14 protein-coding genes and 1 pseudogene are annotated in these 17,550 nt (G+C 45.3%); 8 read left to right on the forward strand and 7 right to left on the reverse strand.

Annotation, left to right across the window (positions count from 1 at the left end; translation table 11 throughout):
* The first annotated feature begins 180 nt into the window (after window positions 1-180).
* The gene (locus ICN39_RS00080) at window positions 181-2,853 is read left to right on the forward strand and encodes a DNA topoisomerase III (RefSeq protein ID WP_216232168.1); all 2,673 of its coding nucleotides are present in this window, start codon (window positions 181-183) and stop codon (window positions 2,851-2,853) included.
* A 59-nt stretch (window positions 2,854-2,912) separates the two neighbouring features.
* On the opposite strand, the pseudogene mnmC reads toward ICN39_RS00080, so the two are convergent.
* The 7 genes and pseudogenes from mnmC to rpmH form a co-directional block, all read right to left on the reverse strand.
* Window positions 2,913-3,914, reverse strand: a pseudogene (mnmC, locus tag ICN39_RS11140) (FAD-dependent 5-carboxymethylaminomethyl-2-thiouridine(34) oxidoreductase MnmC); the annotation flags it as partial.
* A 48-nt stretch (window positions 3,915-3,962) separates the two neighbouring features.
* Window positions 3,963-5,828 (reverse strand): phosphoenolpyruvate carboxykinase (GTP), encoded by a 1,866-nt coding sequence (locus ICN39_RS00085; protein ID WP_216232169.1) that lies wholly within the window; start codon window positions 5,826-5,828, stop codon window positions 3,963-3,965.
* A gap of 90 nt (window positions 5,829-5,918) precedes the next feature.
* Window positions 5,919-7,280 carry a tRNA uridine-5-carboxymethylaminomethyl(34) synthesis GTPase MnmE gene (gene mnmE, locus ICN39_RS00090; protein WP_216232392.1) on the reverse strand — a complete coding sequence of 454 codons (1,362 nt, stop codon included), beginning with the start codon at window positions 7,278-7,280 and terminating at the stop codon, window positions 5,919-5,921.
* A 43-nt stretch (window positions 7,281-7,323) separates the two neighbouring features.
* Window positions 7,324-8,997: a membrane protein insertase YidC gene (yidC, locus tag ICN39_RS00095; RefSeq protein ID WP_216232170.1), complete on the reverse strand. Its 1,674-nt coding sequence runs from the start codon at window positions 8,995-8,997 to the stop codon at window positions 7,324-7,326.
* Window positions 8,998-9,003: 6 nt separating this feature from the next.
* The gene (gene yidD / locus ICN39_RS00100) at window positions 9,004-9,246 is read right to left on the reverse strand and encodes a membrane protein insertion efficiency factor YidD (RefSeq protein WP_216232171.1); all 243 of its coding nucleotides are present in this window, start codon (window positions 9,244-9,246) and stop codon (window positions 9,004-9,006) included.
* 1 nt (window position 9,247) lies between these two features.
* On the reverse strand, window positions 9,248-9,565 hold the full coding sequence (rnpA, locus tag ICN39_RS00105; protein WP_255532224.1) for a ribonuclease P protein component: 318 nt from the start codon (window positions 9,563-9,565) through the stop codon (window positions 9,248-9,250).
* An 8-nt stretch (window positions 9,566-9,573) separates the two neighbouring features.
* A complete protein-coding gene (rpmH, locus tag ICN39_RS00110) occupies window positions 9,574-9,708 on the reverse strand; it encodes a 50S ribosomal protein L34 (protein ID WP_011903922.1) in 135 nt (44 codons plus the stop codon).
* Window positions 9,709-9,930: 222 nt separating this feature from the next.
* Between rpmH and dnaA the strand changes: the two genes are divergently transcribed.
* The 7 genes from dnaA (at window position 9,931) to ICN39_RS00145 (ending at window position 17,547) form a co-directional block, all read left to right on the forward strand.
* Complete coding sequence (gene dnaA / locus ICN39_RS00115; RefSeq protein WP_255532225.1) at window positions 9,931-11,358, forward strand: chromosomal replication initiator protein DnaA; 1,428 nt, start codon at window positions 9,931-9,933, stop codon at window positions 11,356-11,358.
* A 264-nt stretch (window positions 11,359-11,622) separates the two neighbouring features.
* Window positions 11,623-12,738: a DNA polymerase III subunit beta gene (dnaN, locus tag ICN39_RS00120; RefSeq protein ID WP_216232172.1), complete on the forward strand. Its 1,116-nt coding sequence runs from the start codon at window positions 11,623-11,625 to the stop codon at window positions 12,736-12,738.
* Window positions 12,739-12,749: 11 nt separating this feature from the next.
* Window positions 12,750-15,248, forward strand: a complete 2,499-nt coding sequence (gene gyrB / locus ICN39_RS00125; RefSeq protein ID WP_216232173.1) for a DNA topoisomerase (ATP-hydrolyzing) subunit B — start codon at window positions 12,750-12,752, stop codon at window positions 15,246-15,248.
* A 3-nt stretch (window positions 15,249-15,251) separates the two neighbouring features.
* Window positions 15,252-15,752 carry an SET domain-containing protein gene (locus ICN39_RS00130; RefSeq protein ID WP_216232174.1) on the forward strand — a complete coding sequence of 167 codons (501 nt, stop codon included), beginning with the start codon at window positions 15,252-15,254 and terminating at the stop codon, window positions 15,750-15,752.
* 5 nt (window positions 15,753-15,757) lie between these two features.
* On the forward strand, window positions 15,758-15,973 hold the full coding sequence (locus ICN39_RS00135) for a DUF3717 domain-containing protein (RefSeq protein ID WP_216232175.1): 216 nt from the start codon (window positions 15,758-15,760) through the stop codon (window positions 15,971-15,973).
* A 105-nt stretch (window positions 15,974-16,078) separates the two neighbouring features.
* Window positions 16,079-16,846, forward strand: a complete 768-nt coding sequence (locus ICN39_RS00140; protein WP_216232176.1) for an ABC transporter ATP-binding protein — start codon at window positions 16,079-16,081, stop codon at window positions 16,844-16,846.
* A complete protein-coding gene (locus ICN39_RS00145; RefSeq protein WP_216232177.1) occupies window positions 16,843-17,547 on the forward strand; it encodes an ABC transporter ATP-binding protein in 705 nt (234 codons plus the stop codon). Before ICN39_RS00140 ends, ICN39_RS00145 begins: the two co-directional genes overlap by 4 nt.
* Window positions 17,548-17,550: the final 3 nt, after the last annotated feature.

A 17,550-nucleotide genomic window follows, 5' to 3' on the forward strand; every position in this document is an offset into this window, starting at 1 on the left:
AAAACCGGGAACCTCCACGCGCCCAAAACTGCCTAAAAATAGGCATTTTTGGACTTTTCCCAATTTATCGGTTAATAATAAAAAAGGGGTATGCAATTGGCCAAGTCCGATTTTGGTTTAAATTGGCCATCCGTTTTATCCCAAAAACCATCATTTCTAGCTCAAATTTAGGCAAAACGCGTGGCAACTAAAGCAACTACCAAAAAAAGCAGCTCAAAGACTACCGCCGGGGACCACCCTAAGGCGCTCATCATTGCGGAGAAGCCTTCTGTTGCCAATGACATTGCCAAAGCCTTGGGCGGTTTTACGAAGCACGAAGATTATTTTGAGAGCGATGAATTCCTAATCTCTTCCGCGGTTGGCCATTTATTGGAAATTGCTGCCCCCGAAGAATTTGACGTAAAGCGTGGCAAATGGTCGTTTGCTAATTTACCGGTGGTGCCCCCTTATTTTGATTTGCGCCCGATTGTAAAAACAGAGTCGCGCCTCAAGGTTTTACAAAAGCTCATTAAGCGCAAAGATGTGACTGCCCTTATTAATGCCTGTGACGCGGGGCGTGAGGGTGAATTAATTTTCCGCTTGATAGCACAACACGCAAAAGCATCGCAATCTATTAAGCGCTTATGGCTGCAATCGATGACTCCAGCAGCCATTCGCGAAGGCTTTACCAATTTACGCAGCGATGAAGACATGAAGCCTCTTGCTGATGCGGCTCGTTGTCGCTCAGAGGCTGACTGGTTGGTCGGCATCAATGGCACGCGCGCAATGACAGCCTTTAATAGCAAGAGTGGTGGCTTCTTCTTAACCACTGTAGGTCGCGTACAGACTCCAACACTTTCTATTGTGGTGGAGCGCGAAGAGCTCATTCGCAAGTTCATCTCAAAAGATTATTGGGAAGTAAAAGCTGAATTTATCGCAGCTGCCGGCGTGTACGAAGGCCGCTGGTTTGATCCTAAATTCAAAAAGGATGTTGCCGAGCCTGATGCACGTGAGAACCGCCTGTGGAGCGAGGCTGCAGCTCAAAGTATTGTGGCTGCGTGCCGCGGCAAAAAAGCCAATGTCACGGAAGAAGCTAAGCCCGCTACACAGCTGGCCCCCCAGCTATTTGATTTAACCAGTTTGCAACGCGAAGCAAATGCGCGTTTTGGATTCTCTGCAAAAAATACATTGGGTCTTGCGCAAGCTTTGTATGAGCGCCATAAAGTATTAACTTATCCACGTACCGACGCAAAAGCCCTTCCTGAAGACTATCTCGATACTGTTAAGCAAACCATGGAGACTCTTGCTGAGCACTCACAAGACTATCGTGCTTTTGCCAAACAAATCCTAAAGGGTGACCCAAAGGACCCCAAAGCTAAAGGAGGCTATGGCTGGGTCAAACCAAACAAACGAATTTTTGATAACTCTAAAATTTCTGATCACTTTGCGATCATCCCAACATTAGAAACACCTAAAAATTTAAGCGAGCCTGAAGCTAAGCTTTACGACTTAGTTGTGCGTCGTTTCTTGGCAGTGTTTTATCCTGCAGCAGAGTTCCGCGTCACCACGCGCGTCACCGAAGTATCTGGACATCACTTTAAAACTGAGGGTCGTGTGCTTGTAAACCCAGGCTGGTTAACGGTTTACGGCAAATCAAAGCAAGCGGATGATGAGCTGGTTCCCGTCCAAGAGAGTGAAGCAGTACAAACGGAATCTATTGCGGCCGTGCCATTGAAAACCAAGCCGCCAGCACGCTATACAGAAGCAACCTTGCTCTCAGCAATGGAAAGCGCAGGCAAGTGGGTTGATGATGATGACATGCGCGAAGCCATGGCTGAAAAAGGTTTGGGTACACCAGCAACGCGAGCAGCCATCATTGAGGGACTACTCGCCGAAAAATATATGGTGCGCGAAGCTCGTGAACTCATTCCAACTGCAAAAGCGTTTCAATTGATGACTTTGTTGCGCGGCTTAGATGTAGAAGAATTAACTCGTCCTGACCTCACTGGCAGCTGGGAAAACAAACTGTCACTCATCGAGCAAGGCAAGATGAATCGCGACACTTTCATGCAAGAGATCGCGCAAATGACTCAGCGCATCGTCAAACGTGCCAAAGAATACGACAGCGATACCATTCCAGGCGACTACGCCACTATGACCACGCCATGCCCGCACTGTAAGGGTCCGGTAAAAGAAAACTATCGTCGTTTTGCCTGTGAAAAGTGTGGTTTTACCATCAGCAAAACACCTGGTGGACGGGCATTTGAATATCCTGAAGTTGAAGAGTTGTTGCGTGAAAAAACCATTGGACCACTGCAAGGCTTCCGCAGCAAAATGGGGCGCCCATTTGCAGCGATTATTAAATTAAGCGAAATCCCCGAGGACGATAAAGATTATCCAAACGCGGGCTTCAAGCTTGAGTTTGATTTTGGTAATGCGCAAGACGACGAAACAGAAGCGGTCGATTTCACTGGCCGTCTGGCGCTAGGTGTTTGTCCAAAATGTTCTGGTGCAGTGTATGAAGATGGCATGCGTTACGTTTGTGAAAACAATACTGGCCCTAATAAATCATGCGATTTCAAAACAGGAAAAGTAGTCTTGCAACAAGAAGTGTCACCTGAACAGGTTCAGAAATTGCTGAAAGAGGGCAAAACAGATCTTCTGACCAACTTTAAGTCGAACCGTACTGGGCGTGGCTTTAAGGCCTATTTAGCTTTGGATTCTGCTGGAAAAATTGGTTTCGAATTTGAGGCCAAGGCTCCTAAAGCTGAAGGTGCTGCCCCCGCAAAGAAACGGGCTGGTGCCAGCGCAGCAGCTAAGTCTGTAGCGAAACCAAAGCGCGCAAGCAAAGCAAAGTCATCCTCTAGTAGCTGAGCTGTAATAAGCTTGGCCGCTAGAGCAGACCACAAAATTCCTCTCGAACCCAGGGCGGTAGCTAAAAATATTCCTGGGCGCTGAGAGAGTGCGCCGATGATTGGCAAGCGATCTCCAGCAACACATCGAACGCCAACAAATTCTCCGATCTTTATTAATGAACAAAGATCGCCTTCTGAATAATTCACTAAGCCTCTCGCTTGCTCACGATTGAAGTCATCACTGGATTCTCTCGGGGCAAGATCATCTTCGCCCTCATCAAAACTAGATCCCACAATCCATTGATAGCCACCATCTTCAAGTTGCTTAGCGGGCAAGCAATAACCATCCCCAGAGATGCCAACATGGGGTAATTTTTTGGCCCAAGAATCGCCATCCTGCACCTTAAAAATACTGAGCTGGCCGCGCACAGGCCTTAAGGGCAAACGAATGCCGATACTATTCATGAGGGCTTTGGCTTCCATGGCGCAGGCCACCACAACTTGATTTGCAGTCACAATCAGCTTGTTTGAGGCATCAAATAAATGCCATTGATTATCGAGCTCTTCTAAACGCGCGATGCGCGTATTCCACATACAAGTTAATTGCTGATGTTCTTGTAATAACTCTTTGCTTATTTTATGTAAATTTAAGCCGGCGCCGCGTGGCAACCAAACGCCGCTTTGCTCAACCCCACAAAACTTTTTAGCCTCTTGGGCATCCATAGCAATCGCCATATCTTCATCGAGATCCAATGAACGAAGATGTTCTATTGTTTCGGTGCGATCAAAAACTCTATCTTTCTTAGTGGGCTGAAATATGCCATGCTGGTCCCACACATTTTTCCAGCGTGCTTCCGCAAGTAAAAAAGCAATGCGCGTTAAGCGCAGTAAACGTGGGGAGCCCTTACCAATATGAGGATGGGCAATTGCATAAGCATGGCTTGAACAAGCGGTAGCAGGGGAGGGAGCTGCGTCGACAATGCAGACTGCCTTGCCACGCTCGAGCAACTCATTTGCAATGGTTGCTCCGCAAATGCCTGCCCCAATCACCACTATTTCATGGTGTTGGGGTTTGGTCATTGAATAAATCTAGATAAAACGCTGGGTATTAATAAAGTCTTTTGTAACTTAAGCATTCAAGCGTTGTTCGATCTTGGAACGAGTTTCTTTCATCTCTTTTGGCAAGCGATCGCCAAGGTGCTCGAACAATTCTGTGTGCAGCTTAAGTTCATTCTTCCAATCATCAATTCCAACAGTGATGGCCTTGGTGAACTTTTCTGCGGAATAGTCGAGACCACCCCAATGCATATCGTTGTACTCTGGGGTAATGCCAAACGGAGTTTCTTTACCGCTTGCTTTGCCTTCTGCGCGACCCAAAATCCAAGAAAGAACGCGCATGTTTTCACCAAAGCCAGGCCATACAAACTTGCCATTCTCATCTTTACGGAACCAGTTCACGCAATAGATCTTAGGCAATACTGCGCCTTCAGCTTCGAGCTTCTCACCAATATTGAGCCAATGCTGGAAATAGTCGCTCATGTTGTAACCAGCAAATGCAATCATTGCAAATGGGTCGCGGCGCACAACGCCAATTTGGCCTGTAATTGCTGCGGTTGTTTCTGAGCCCAATGTTGCAGCCATGTAAACGCCCTCAACCCAATCACGCGCCTCGCTAACCAAAGGTACTGTATTTGAACGGCGACCGCCAAATAAGAACGCATCGATAGGAACACCAGCAGGATCATCCCAGTTTGGATCAACCGCTGGGTTGTTCGTAGCAGCAACAGTAAAGCGTGAGTTTGGATGTGCAGCTTTGCGGCCAGCAGCGCCATCAGCAGGGGTCCAATCCTTGCCTTGCCAGTCGATCAAATGTGCTGGTGGAGTTTCTGTCAAACCCTCCCACCAAACATCACCATCATCAGTCAAACCAACGTTTGTGAAAATCACATCTTGATTGAGAGAGTCGATACAGTTTTGATTTGTTTGGCGATTTGTTCCAGGAGCTACGCCGAAGTAGCCAGACTCTGGGTTAATCGCGAACAAACGGGTTTTGCCAGTGACAGCATCTTTGCGCGGCTTGATCCAAGCAATGTCATCACCAATGGTGGTTACTTTCCAACCCTCGAATCCTTTTGGGGGAATCATCATGGAGAAGTTGGTTTTGCCACATGCAGATGGGAATGCAGCTGCGATGTGATATTTCTTACCTTCGGGTGAAGTTACACCGAGAATCAACATATGCTCAGCCAACCAACCCTGATCGCGGCCCATATTGGAGGCGATACGCAATGCGAAACATTTTTTACCCAACAATGCATTGCCGCCGTAGCCTGAACCGAAAGACCAAATCTCGCGTGTTTCTGGGTAGTGAACAATGTATTTGTTTTTGTTGTTTGGCCATGCAACGTCTTTTTCACCAGCAGCCAAAGGCTTACCAACCGTGTGAACGCAAGGAACAAACTCGCCGTCTGAACCAAGCTGATCAATCACCGCTTTACCCATACGAGTCATTAACTTCATGTTGATTGCTACATAAGGGCTATCAGATAACTCAACGCCAATGTGTGCGATTGGTGAGCCAATTGGGCCCATTGAGAAAGGCACTACGTACATAGTTCTACCGCGCATACAACCATCAAACAGTGGATTCAATGTTGCGCGCATTTCGCTTGGCTCAACCCAGTTGTTGGTTGGACCAGCATCTTCTTTCTTTGCTGAGCAGATAAAGGTGCGATCTTCGACACGGGCAACATCCTCAGGATCAGACAAAGCTAAAAATGAGTTTTTGCGCTTAGCCGGGTTAAGGCGCTTAAACACACCAGCATTAACCAACAACTCGCACAATTCGTCGTATTCAGCTTGAGAACCATCACACCAACGAATAGCGTCAGGCTTGGTAAGGGCGGCCACTTCGCCAACCCACTCAATTAAACGCTTGTTTTTTACGTAAGCTGGCGCATTTACATTCATCTGGCCGTTGGTAGTTGAAGTCATATGATTCCTTATGAAGATTAAATTTTTTAATCCGACAATTTTATCATTTTGGGCAAATTTTTACCCTTTCTCGGGTACAGCACAAACCCTTTACTTGCCAATACAGAACTGGCTGAAGATTTTCCCTAAAAGGTCATCTGGAAGCAGCTTTCCGGTAATTTCACCCAAGTGTCTTTGAGCCAAAGAGAGCTCTTCTGCAAATAATTCGAGGGAATTATTCCCATTTGCTGCGAATTCTTCTGATTTTTCAATATGTTCGGCGGCACGCTCTATGCAGTCCAAATGCCTTCTGCGAGCCAAAATAGCGCCCTCCTGGGGCCCAGCCCAACCCACAAGCTCCAAAATCTTCTGTTTTAGCTCCTCAATTCCCTCTCCAGTTTTGGCGGAAATCAACAAGGCTTCACTTGATGCTGTTTTTGATGATTTGTCGAGCAAATCGGCCTTATTGACGAGCTCAAGCACGGCACATTTAGGAGGAAGTTCTCTCAAAATCTGGGTTTTTAAGTCGTCCTGTTGGGAAGTCGAATGGGCGTCAGTCAAAAAAATCACCAAATCGGCCAAACGAATGGCATCCCAGGATCTTTCAATGCCTTTTGCCTCCACAACATCTGTTGTTTCGCGCAGACCAGCCGTGTCAATAATATGCATTGGCACACCGTCAATGGTGATGCTTTCTTTAACTCGGTCTCGGGTTGTCCCGGCAATAGGGGTAACAATGGCCACCTCTTCGCCTGCCAAGCGATTCAGCAAAGAGCTTTTCCCAACATTCGGCGCACCAGCCAACACCAGCTGAATCCCATCGCGCAAAATTTTTCCCTGCTTAGCTCCAGCACGTAAAGCTTGTAACTTTTCTTTAACGGCGGTTAAGCGCTGGCGCGCCTGAGCATTTTCTAAGAACTCAATTTCTTCTTCTGGAAAATCCAAAGTCGACTCAACCAAAATTCTGAGTTGGGTAATTTCATCAATGAGGTTATTAATGTCATCAGAAAAAGCCCCCTGTAGGGAGCGTGCTGCGCCGCGAACAGCCGCCTCGCTTTGCGCATCAATTAAGTCCGCAATAGCCTCGGCTTGGGTTAAATCAATCTTGTTGTTGAGATAAGCGCGAAGAGTAAATTCGCCTGGCTCTGCAATAACAAGCCCTTCGTCTTTGCCCAACTCGAGACAGCGCTTCATCACCAACTCAAGCAGTTGTGGTCCGCCATGACACTGAAGCTCTAAAACATCCTCACCCGTAAAAGAGGCTGGCCCAACGAAATAAATTGCAATGAGTTGATCAATGGCTTGGCCATGCTCATCACAGAGCGTTAATAGGTTTGCCTGTCTTGGGGAAAGATTTCTTTGAAAAAGCGCATTCGTCATGGCGCTCAAATTTTTTCCGCTAATGCGAATAACCCCGACGCCAGCCTTGCCGGGCGCGGTTGCAACAGCAATGATGGGCAATTTTCTCGTCATCATTGCTGTTTATTTATTGCAAGCGTGTTATGCCGCGCTCAAATTACTTGGCGAGCTTTTTTCCAAACATCTGATTAATCTGCCACTGCTGTGCAATAGATAGAAGGTTATTAGTAACCCAATATAAAACCAAGCCAGCAGGGAAGAAGAAGAACATGATTGAAAAGACGATCGGCATGTACATCATCACCTTCGCCTGAATTGGATCTGGAGGGGTTGGGTTCAACTTGGTTTGCACAAACATAGACACAGCCATGATGACCGGCAGAATGTAGTACGGGTCAGGAACTGAGAGGTCGTGAATCCACAAAACCCATGGTGCGCCACGCATCTCAACCGATGACAATAGCACCCAGTACAAAGAAATAAACACAGGAATCTGAATCACAACCGGTAAACACCCACCCAGCGGATTGATCTTTTCCTTGCGATACATCTCCATCATGGCTTGATTGAGCTTTTGTGGTTCGCCCTTGTACTGCTCCTTCATCGCTACCAGGCGTGGTTGCACCTCCTTCATGCGAGCCATCGATTTGTAGCTTGCAGCAGACAGAGGGAAGAACACCAACTTAATTAAGATGGTCAACAAGATGATTGACCAACCCCAGTTGCCAACATAACCATGAATTTTTTCTAACAACCAGAAAATAGGTTTAGCAATGATGGTCAGGTAACCGTAGTCCTTAAGCAACTCAAAGCCTGGAGCAATAGTCTCCAAGACCTTTTCTTCTTGAGGGCCAACAAATAATCTAGCTTTCTCTACAACGGTTGACCCTGGAGCAACGACACCGAGGGGTGTTTGCATACCAATTCGGTACAAGCCATTATCAATTCTTCCAGCATAAATATCCCGCGCATCTTTGTCGCCTGGAATCCAGGCGCTCGCAAAGTAATGCTGCACCATTGCGATCCAAGCCGGCTCACCAGCAGCAACTTGCGTTGGGATGGTGATTTTGTTTTTATCTATTGCTGAGAATTCGAGCTTATTAAACTTTTCTTTGTCTGTGTATGCAGCAGGTCCGGTAAAAGTACTGGCTGAGAAGGCTCCGCCAAATGGGCCGATTTTTTGTTCCTGTGAAGCATCGCGCACAATTTCTGTGTAAAGAACAAGTGGGTTTGGATTGTTTGTTGTTTGTGTAACGCGATGGCCAACATCTACAACGTAGCTGCCAGGATTAAGGATAAAAGTTTTTTCAAGCTTAACGCCGTTACGCTCGCTGGCCAAAACTGCAAAAGGCCTACCCGAACCATCTTTTCCCGACTGCACCAATTTAAACGCGCTTGTGTGGTTAGGAAGATCGTTATTGTTTAAAGAAATTAAACCGGAGCGTGCAAAGTATTTGTGTGTTGGGGTGTATTGAAAGAGCTCAACTGGGGTTTTCTCGGCAGTTAACTCTTTTAACAACTTAGCATCAATTACATTAGCTCCACTAGCGCTGATTTCCAATATTAAGACGTCATTTTGGAGTGTGAATTTTTCTGCGCCCTCTATGGTGCCACCATTAAGAGCTGGTGCCGCAGCAATAGCTGGTGCACCCGCAGTCTGCATAGGGACATCAGCCTTGTTTCCCGCTGCGGCTTTATCAGTCGCCACTGGGGCGCTTGTTGGGGTGCCACCAAATAAAGATGGCTTGCCTTCATGAACTTGCCAATTGTTGTAGAGCATGAGACCCGACATCGAGAATACTGCCCATAGAATTGTTTTTTTAAAGTCCATTTACATTCACTTATGTTGGTGTTTTGTATCTTTTACAGCAGGATCATAACCGCCGTGTGACAAAGGGTTGCAGCGCAAAATGCGCCACACCATTAGCCCAAAGCTTTTAATAAATCCGTAATGACTAAAGCAGTCACATGCATATTGCGAGCAGCTAGGTACATACTTACAGTGCATACCTAAATATGGGCTTAAAGCTAGTTGATATATTTTTACTAGCTTAATTGCCGTACTGTTTAAAGCTTGCACCTTAAAGCAGCCCCGTTATTTGAGAGCGCAAAATTTCTTTTTCTTTTTTTCTAAGTCTGCCTCGAGTTTCACGGCCGATTGGTTTTTTGAGCTTAACCACAACATCTTTATTTAATGTGCTGGCTTGAGCCGTCCAAACCAATTCGCGAATCATCCGCTTTAGGCGATTTCGATCAACCGCTCTTTTGGCTAACTTCTTTGCTACTGCAACCCCCAAGTCAGGCTTAACGCCCTCTTGAGTGGATGCAACATACATACCCCAGTACAAACTTGTCTTGGGGCGTGCTTTTAGTAATTCAGAAATCCTTGCGCTATTCAATGGCTAAATTAAACAGCCAAACGCTTGCGACCTTTTGCACGACGAGCATTTAATACTGCACGTCCGCTTTTGGTTTTCATGCGAATACGGAAACCGTGTGTACGCTTGCGACGGGTTACTGAGGGTTGGTAAGTTCTTTTCATGTTCGATCCCTGGAAAACCAAGTATTTTCCTTGTTGCAGGGCAAAAGGTCAATCTATCTTGATGAATATGTAGGTGTTTTTCTCTATTTTTCCTTAAATTTCTCTTAAATCATTAATTTAAATAGAGATTTTCTTATTATTCACAAGTTATCCACAGCTTTTCCACGTTTTTCTTGCTTGTGGATAACTTTGGAGCATCGCTACAATGGATCCTCCAAAAATATGAGCAACTTACACAATCCTCCCGCCTTGAATTCAATTAGCCCACTGGGGTTCTGGGATGATGCTATTGGCATTTTATCCCGCGAACTGTCGCCCCAACAGTTTAAAACATGGATTCAACCCCTTACTTTATTGTCTTTTATTGAAAGTGATGACTCACTAACAATAGGAGCCCCCAATCGATTTAAGCTGGATTGGACCAAAAAGACTTTTGCCGATAGATTCCAAGAGTTGGCCTCCCAGTATTTTGGGCGTCCCATAAATGTTGGTTTTACCCTCGCGATCGAGGGTGGCACAACCAACACAGCCCCCACCACAACGGCGGAAGAGCCTATAGAAAAAATTGTTTCTATCGAGACCCTCGAGCCAAACATATCGGTAGAGGAAAGTGCTTTTGAGATTGAAGATCACTCCAAGCTCAACCCGAACCTCACTTTTGACACGTTTGTTACCGGTAAAGCCAACCAGCTTGCTAGAGCAGCTTCGATACAGGTAGCCCACAACCCCGGAACCTCCTACAACCCTATGTTTTTGTATGGTGGGGTGGGCTTAGGTAAAACCCACTTAATTCACGCAATTGGAAATCACCTTCTAAAAGAGAAGCCGAACGCCAGAATTCGATATATCCACGCTGAACAGTATGTTTCTGATGTGGTTCGCGCCTACCAACAAAAAGCGTTTGATCGTTTTAAGCGTTACTACCACTCCTTGGACCTTCTATTAATTGATGATATTCAATTCTTTAGCGGTAAATCCAGAACTCAAGAAGAGTTTTTCTACGCCTTTGAGGCGTTACTAAGCAACAAAGCCCAGGTAATTATTACCAGCGATACCTATCCCAAGGAAATGGCGGGTATTGATGATCGCCTTATTTCACGCTTTGATTCTGGACTAACAGTTGCAATTGAGCCACCAGAATTAGAGATGCGTGTAGCTATTTTGATGAAAAAGGCGATTAGTGAAGGCATCCCCATGAGCGAGGATGTTGCGTTTTTCGTAGCAAAACACTTGCGCTCAAACGTTCGCGAGTTAGAGGGTGCTTTGAGAAAGATTTTGGCGTTTGTTCGCTTCCATGGCCGTGAAGTCACAATTGACGTTGCCAGAACAGCACTAAAAGACCTGCTTTCCATCCAAAATCGTCAGATTTCTGTCGACAACATTCAAAAGGCGGTGGCCGATTTCTATAGCATCAAGGTTGCGGATATGTATTCCAAAAAGCGTCCCGCCAATATTGCTCGGCCGCGCCAAATTGCGATGTTTATGGCCAAAGAGTTAACACAAAAAAGCCTTCCCGAGATTGGTGAATTATTTGGTGGTAGAGACCATACAACCGTCCTTCACGCTGTTCGAAAGATAGCGGATGAGCGAGCCCATGATGGACAGTTAAACCACGAAATTCACGTTATTGAGCAAACCTTAAAGGCGTAGCTTTTTGCCTGTGGATAAGTTTGTGGACAACCCTAGGGATAAGTTTGGGGATTAGATGTGGATAAATTGTGGAAAGAGTCGGCTTCATGCAAAAATAGGGTGTTGATGAAAAGTTATCCCCTTTTTATGCAGTGCTTATACAAAAGTTTTCCACAGGTTTTTTAGTCTTCAATGTGTTGTTTTATAAGGGGTTTTTGACTTATCCACGGAAATTCGAACCCTTATTACTATTACTACTAAGATATATACAAGGATTTAAAAGCAATGCAACTCGTTAACACTTCTCGCGATAGCCTACTAAAACCACTTCAGGTTGTTAGTGGAATTGTTGAACGTAGACACACGCTGCCAATTTTGGCAAACCTTCTATTTAAAAAGGTTGGAGAAAAAGTTTCATTCATCTCTACCGATATTGAAATTCAAATTACAACAAACGCCAATTTTGGTGTGGGTACAGAAGACGTCACAACAACTGTTGCGGCTAGAAAACTTTTAGATATTTTGCGTGCTCTACCAGAAGGGCCCGTTTCTTTAAATCTTAAAGATAACAAGATGGTTGTTCAAAGTGGCAAAAGCCGTTTCTCTTTGCAAACACTTTCTGCAACTGAGTTTCCGGTAATGCAAAGTGTTGGCGAGGTAACTGCTGCTTGGAAAATGTCACAAAAGAGTTTCCGTCAATTAATTAGCCAAGTACATTTTTCAATGGCTCAACAAGACATTCGTTATTACTTAAATGGAATGTTGTTGGTAATCGAGGGTAAAGAGGTGGTTGCGGTGGCAACAGATGGTCATCGCCTTGCTTATTCCCAGGTTGAGTTGGCAGAGGCCCCATCAGGCTCTGGTCAAAAACAAGAAATTATTATTCCTCGCAAAACAATTTTAGAGTGTCAACATTTGCTTGAGGATTCTGATGAACCTTTGGAAATTAGTTTGACAGCCAACCAAGTCAAATTTTCATTTGGCGACATTGAGCTAATCTCAAAATTAGTTGAAGGTAAATTTCCAGACTTTCAAAGAGTTATCCCAAAAGGCCACAAAAATTCATTGGTGGTCGGGCGCGATGCCCTTCAATCAGCGCTCCAACGTGCGGCAATTTTGACGACAGATAAATTCAAAGGTGTTCGCTTTTCTCTTTCTCCAAATCGCATCACAATTCAATCAACCAACGCCGAGCAAGAAGAGGCTCAGGAAGAAATTGAGACTGAATACGCTGGTGATGCAGTAGAAATCGGATTTAACGTGAGTTATTTACTGGATGTTCTATCAAACCTAAAGAATGAAAAGATTCAAATTAGCTTGGGTAATGCAAATAGTAGTGCTGTGATTACTCTGCCTGGCTCAGAGAGCTTCAAGTATGTTGTGATGCCAATGCGTATTTAACTTAGAAAAAAATGACTGAAGAAAAAAAAGTAGTAGAGCAGTACGGCGCTGCATCGATTCAAATCCTAGAGGGTCTTGAGGCTGTTCGTAAACGTCCTGGTATGTACATCGGAGACACATCCGACGGCACGGGTCTGCACCATCTTGTTTTCGAGGTTTTAGATAACTCTATTGACGAGGCTTTGGCGGGTTATTGCTCTGAAATCACAGTGGTTATCCAAACTGATAACTCCATTTCTATTGTTGATAACGGTCGTGGCGTTCCAACAGGAATTAAATACGACGACAAGCATGATCCAAAAAGAAGTGCCGCCGAAATCGTCATGACCGAGTTGCATGCGGGTGGTAAGTTTGACCAAAACAGTTATAAAGTTTCTGGTGGTCTGCACGGGGTGGGTGTTAGTTGCGTTAACGCACTATCCAAATGGTTGAAGTTAACCATTCGTCGTGATGGCAAAGCGCACCACATGGAGTTTGCCCGCGGAGTTATTCAAAACCGCAATATTGTTGAAGAGAATGGTGTTTTAGTTTCTCCAATTACTATTACTGGCGATACAGAGCTTTCAGGGACTGAAGTTCACTTTCTAGCTGACGAAGATATTTTTGGAAATGTAGAGTTTCATTATGAAATTCTAGTTAAACGTATTCGCGAACTCTCATTTTTAAATAATGGTGTTCACATCAAACTCATTGACCAGCGCACCGGTCAAGAAGAAGATTTTGCTTTCTCTGGCGGTGTTAAAGGGTTTGTTGAGTACATCAACCAAACTAAAAATGTACTGCACCCCAATATTTTTTATGCCGAGGGTAATCGCCCTTCAGACCTAGGTGGTCAAATTACTGCTGAAGTATCCATGCAGTGGAATGACAGCTTTAGTGAGCAAGTGCTTTGTTTTACTAACAACATTCCACAACGAGATGGTGGAACACACTTAACTGGTTTGCGTGCTGCAATGACTCGTGTCATTAATAAATACATTGATGAGAACGAAGTTGCTAAAAAAGCAAAAGTAGAAATTTCTGGTGATGATATGCGTGAGGGCTTAGCCTGCGTTTTGTCAGTGAAAGTTCCCGAACCAAAATTCTCTAGCCAAACAAAAGATAAGCTAGTTTCCAGCGAAGTGCGTGGACCTGTTGAAGAAATTGTTGCTGAAGCATTAAGTGCTTATCTTCAAGAGCGCCCGGCGGATGCCAAGATTCTGTGCGGAAAAATTGTAGATGCAGCGCGCGCTCGAGAAGCGGCACGCAAAGCGCGCGACATGACGAGACGTAAGGGTGTGTTGGATGGGCTTGGTTTGCCTGGTAAGTTGGCTGACTGCCAAGAGAAAGATCCAACCAAATCTGAACTCTTTATTGTTGAGGGAGACTCTGCGGGCGGCTCTGCCAAACAAGGACGCGATCGTCGTTTTCAAGCAATTCTTCCATTAAAAGGAAAAATCCTCAACGTTGAAAAAGCACGCTTTGACAAAATGCTTGCCAGCCAAGAGGTGGTTACCTTAATTACCGTTCTTGGCACTGGAATTGGTATCGAAGAATACAAAGCTGACAAATTACGTTATCACCGCATCATCATCATGACCGACGCGGACGTTGACGGTAGTCACATTCGCACACTGCTATTAACCTTCTTTTATAGACAGATGCCTGAGTTAATTGAGCGTGGCCACATCTATATTGCTCAACCACCGCTCTATAAAGTTAAATTTGGCAAGAACGAGCAGTACATTAAAGATGACAACGAGCTAAACCAGTTGTTATTAAAAATCGCATTAGAAACAGCATCTCTACAAACACCATCTGGTGAGGTTGTTGAGGGTGAGGCTCTAAATGAGTTGGCAAAACACTACCAAGTGATTCAATCGATTGTTGACCGTTTATCTCGCACCATTGATGAAGATGCTTTACGTGCTATTGCTTCAGGAACACCATTAAATCTGGATACAGAAAAATCAGCTAACGAATCTGCTGATCGTTTAAGGCAGGCACTTGCCGACTCTTTAAATCCTTTGGCTTTGCCACCAGAAATCATTGTGCAAAAAGAAGAGCGCACTGAGCGTTTCCGTTTGTTGTTATCGCGCCGTATTCACGGAAACCTGAAGCTGTCTTCTATCAACTCAGATTTTGTTCATGGCGATGATTACCAAAGCCTTGCAAATGCCGCCGCTGTTCTATCAGGCAAGGTTGTGGCGGGCTCCAAGGTTCGTCGTGGCGACCCAGATAAAAACCAGAAAGAGCAAACCATTGGCGACTTTAGGGCTGCCTTTGCATGGCTGTTGTCCCAGGCTGAGCGCGTATTAAGTCGCCAGCGCTACAAAGGTCTTGGTGAGATGAATCCATCACAGCTGTGGGAAACCACCATGGACGCAAGCTCAAGAACACTTTTGCAGGTAAAGATTGAAGATGCGATTGCTGCAGACCAAGTCTTTACTACGTTAATGGGGGATGAGGTTGAGCCTCGTCGCGCATTTATTGAAAAAAATGCCCTTATTGCCCGCAACCTAGACGTTTAATTTATGACAGCCAAAAAATTAAAACCACCTAAGGTGGACCGATCTTCTATTGTTGTGAAGTCTTCGCCCATTCATGGGAAAGGCGTCTTTGTTGCTAAGCCGATTAAAAAAGGTCAGGCCATTATTGAGTACAAGGGCGAGCGCATCAGTTGGAAACTTGCTGAAAAGCGCCACCCGCACGACCCCAAAGATCCCAATCACACCTTTTATTTTTCACTAGAAGATGGTCGTGTGATTGATGCGAAATATGGCGGCAACGCGGCACGCTGGATCAACCACTCATGTAAGCCTATTTGCGAAACCCGTGAAGACAGTTTTGATGGTGAGCCGCGAGTATTTATTTATGCAAAGCGCGCCCTTAAGGTTGGTGAAGAGCTGTTTTACGACTACTCACTCGATATTGAGGGGAAAATTACCAAGCAAATGAAAAAAGATTACGAATGCCGTTGTGGTGTAAAAAAATGCCGTGGCACCATGCTTGCAACTAAAGACAAGTCAAAATAATTTTCATGCTGTTTGTAACAATCCAAGAGTTAGAGGCTGCCATCAACTACTGGCGCAGCCAATCTCCATCAGAGGGTGACGAGTTACGTCTCTGCCCCGAAGCTTCCGCCCTAGCAAAGCCATATGCGCTAATGATTGTCCAAGGCGCCCAGAGGGTGCCGGTCGATGTCTTGGAAGAATTGGCTCGCTCAGCAATTCAGCGATTTCAAAAAATTTCCTAATATTTTTTATTTGCACACCCTGCAATGTTTAGGGTTATTGCTATATAAAGCGATGCTATCTTGGGGTATTCTCATATTCTTGCTCCCAAGTAGGGGGTAGAGGGCATGAGATTGCAAGAAACAATATTAAAAACAATTGGACTGGGTAAATCTTTTAAGGGATTTTCTGCGGTCACTAATGTGAACCTAGATGTCGCCCGGGGAACCATTCATGCTTTGATTGGACCCAATGGAGCTGGCAAAACAACCTGCTTTAACTTATTAACTAAGTTTTTAGAGCCTAGCAGCGGCCAAATCTTATTTAACGGTTTTGACATTACCAATGAGGCCCCCGCACAAATTGCGCGACGGGGCGTTATCCGCTCTTTTCAGATTTCCGCTGTTTTCCCGCATTTAACGGTTATTGAAAATGTTCGTGTTGCATTGCAGCGTGGGTTGGGCACCGAGTTTCACTTTTGGAAATCGGGCAACTCTTTAAACGTGCTGAATGAGCGCGCTTTAGAGCTTTTACATGAGGTTGGTTTGGAGGATTTTGCCAACGAGGAAACCCTTAATCTGGCCTATGGCCGTAAAAGGGCGCTTGAAATTGCAACAACTTTAGCAATGGAGCCAGAGTTGATGTTGTTGGATGAGCCCACCCAGGGTATGGGCCATGAAGATGTTGAGCGTGTAACGGAGTTGATTGATCGGGTGGCCAAGGGCCGCACCATTCTGATGGTTGAGCACAATATGAAGGTGGTTTCTTCTATTGCTGATCGTATTACTGTTTTACAGCGCGGCTCTGTGCTGGCTGAGGGTTCTTATCATGAGGTTTCAAGCAACCCGCTGGTTGTTGAGGCCTATATGGGTAGCCATGGGGGAGACAACCTATGAGCACTATGGCATTAGAGGTTAAAAATTTAGAGTCTTGGTATGGCGAATCTCATATCTTGCACGGCGTAAATTTTGCCGTCCGTGATGGCGAGGTTGTTACTTTGCTTGGAAGAAATGGCGCCGGTCGAAGCACCATTCTGAAGACTATCTTGGGATTAACTAGCAAGAGAACTGGTTCTGTAGAGGTTTATGGAACAGAGACTATCGCTATGCCTACCTATAAGATTGCTCGTTTAGGCGTTGGTTTTTGCCCTGAAGAAAGAGGTATTTTTGCAAGCCTTAGTACAGAAGAAAACCTTTTGCTTTTGCCAGAGATTGCTCCTGGCGGCATGGGCTTGGATGAGATTTACGAAATGTTTCCCAATCTGTATGAGAGAAGACATAGCCCTGGCACCCGCCTATCTGGTGGTGAGCAGCAAATGCTGGCGATGGCGCGAATCTTGAGAACTGGCGCAAAGCTATTGTTATTAGATGAGATTACCGAAGGGTTGGCGCCCGTGATTGTGCAAAAGCTCGGCGAAGTTGTTACTAGCTTGCGCAACAAAGGTTTCACGATTGTGTTGGTTGAGCAGAATTTCCGTTTTGCTGCGCCCTTGGCTGATCGTCATTATGTAGTTGAGCACGGAAATGTAGTTGAGGTGGTGCAACAAAGCGAGCTTGCCGAAAAAGCAACTTTATTAAATGAGTATCTTGGTGTTTAGTGG

The sequence above is a fragment of the Polynucleobacter sp. AP-Reno-20A-A9 genome, from assembly GCF_018882085.1.
Lineage (GTDB): Bacteria > Pseudomonadota > Gammaproteobacteria > Burkholderiales > Burkholderiaceae > Polynucleobacter.

Coding starts and splice junctions, on each gene's coding strand:
- ICN39_RS00085 (WP_216232169.1), bottom strand. CDS start 5,828: ATGACTTCAACTACCAACGGCCAGATGAATGTAAATGCGCCAGCTTAC.
- gyrB (WP_216232173.1), top strand. CDS start 12,750: ATGACTGAAGAAAAAAAAGTAGTAGAGCAGTACGGCGCTGCATCGATT.
- yidC (WP_216232170.1), bottom strand. CDS start 8,997: ATGGACTTTAAAAAAACAATTCTATGGGCAGTATTCTCGATGTCGGGT.
- ICN39_RS00140 (WP_216232176.1), top strand. CDS start 16,079: ATGAGATTGCAAGAAACAATATTAAAAACAATTGGACTGGGTAAATCT.
- rpmH (WP_011903922.1), bottom strand. CDS start 9,708: ATGAAAAGAACTTACCAACCCTCAGTAACCCGTCGCAAGCGTACACAC.
- dnaN (WP_216232172.1), top strand. CDS start 11,623: ATGCAACTCGTTAACACTTCTCGCGATAGCCTACTAAAACCACTTCAG.
- ICN39_RS00145 (WP_216232177.1), top strand. CDS start 16,843: ATGAGCACTATGGCATTAGAGGTTAAAAATTTAGAGTCTTGGTATGGC.
- ICN39_RS00130 (WP_216232174.1), top strand. CDS start 15,252: ATGACAGCCAAAAAATTAAAACCACCTAAGGTGGACCGATCTTCTATT.
- mnmE (WP_216232392.1), bottom strand. CDS start 7,280: ATGACGAGAAAATTGCCCATCATTGCTGTTGCAACCGCGCCCGGCAAG.
- ICN39_RS00135 (WP_216232175.1), top strand. CDS start 15,758: ATGCTGTTTGTAACAATCCAAGAGTTAGAGGCTGCCATCAACTACTGG.
- dnaA (WP_255532225.1), top strand. CDS start 9,931: ATGAGCAACTTACACAATCCTCCCGCCTTGAATTCAATTAGCCCACTG.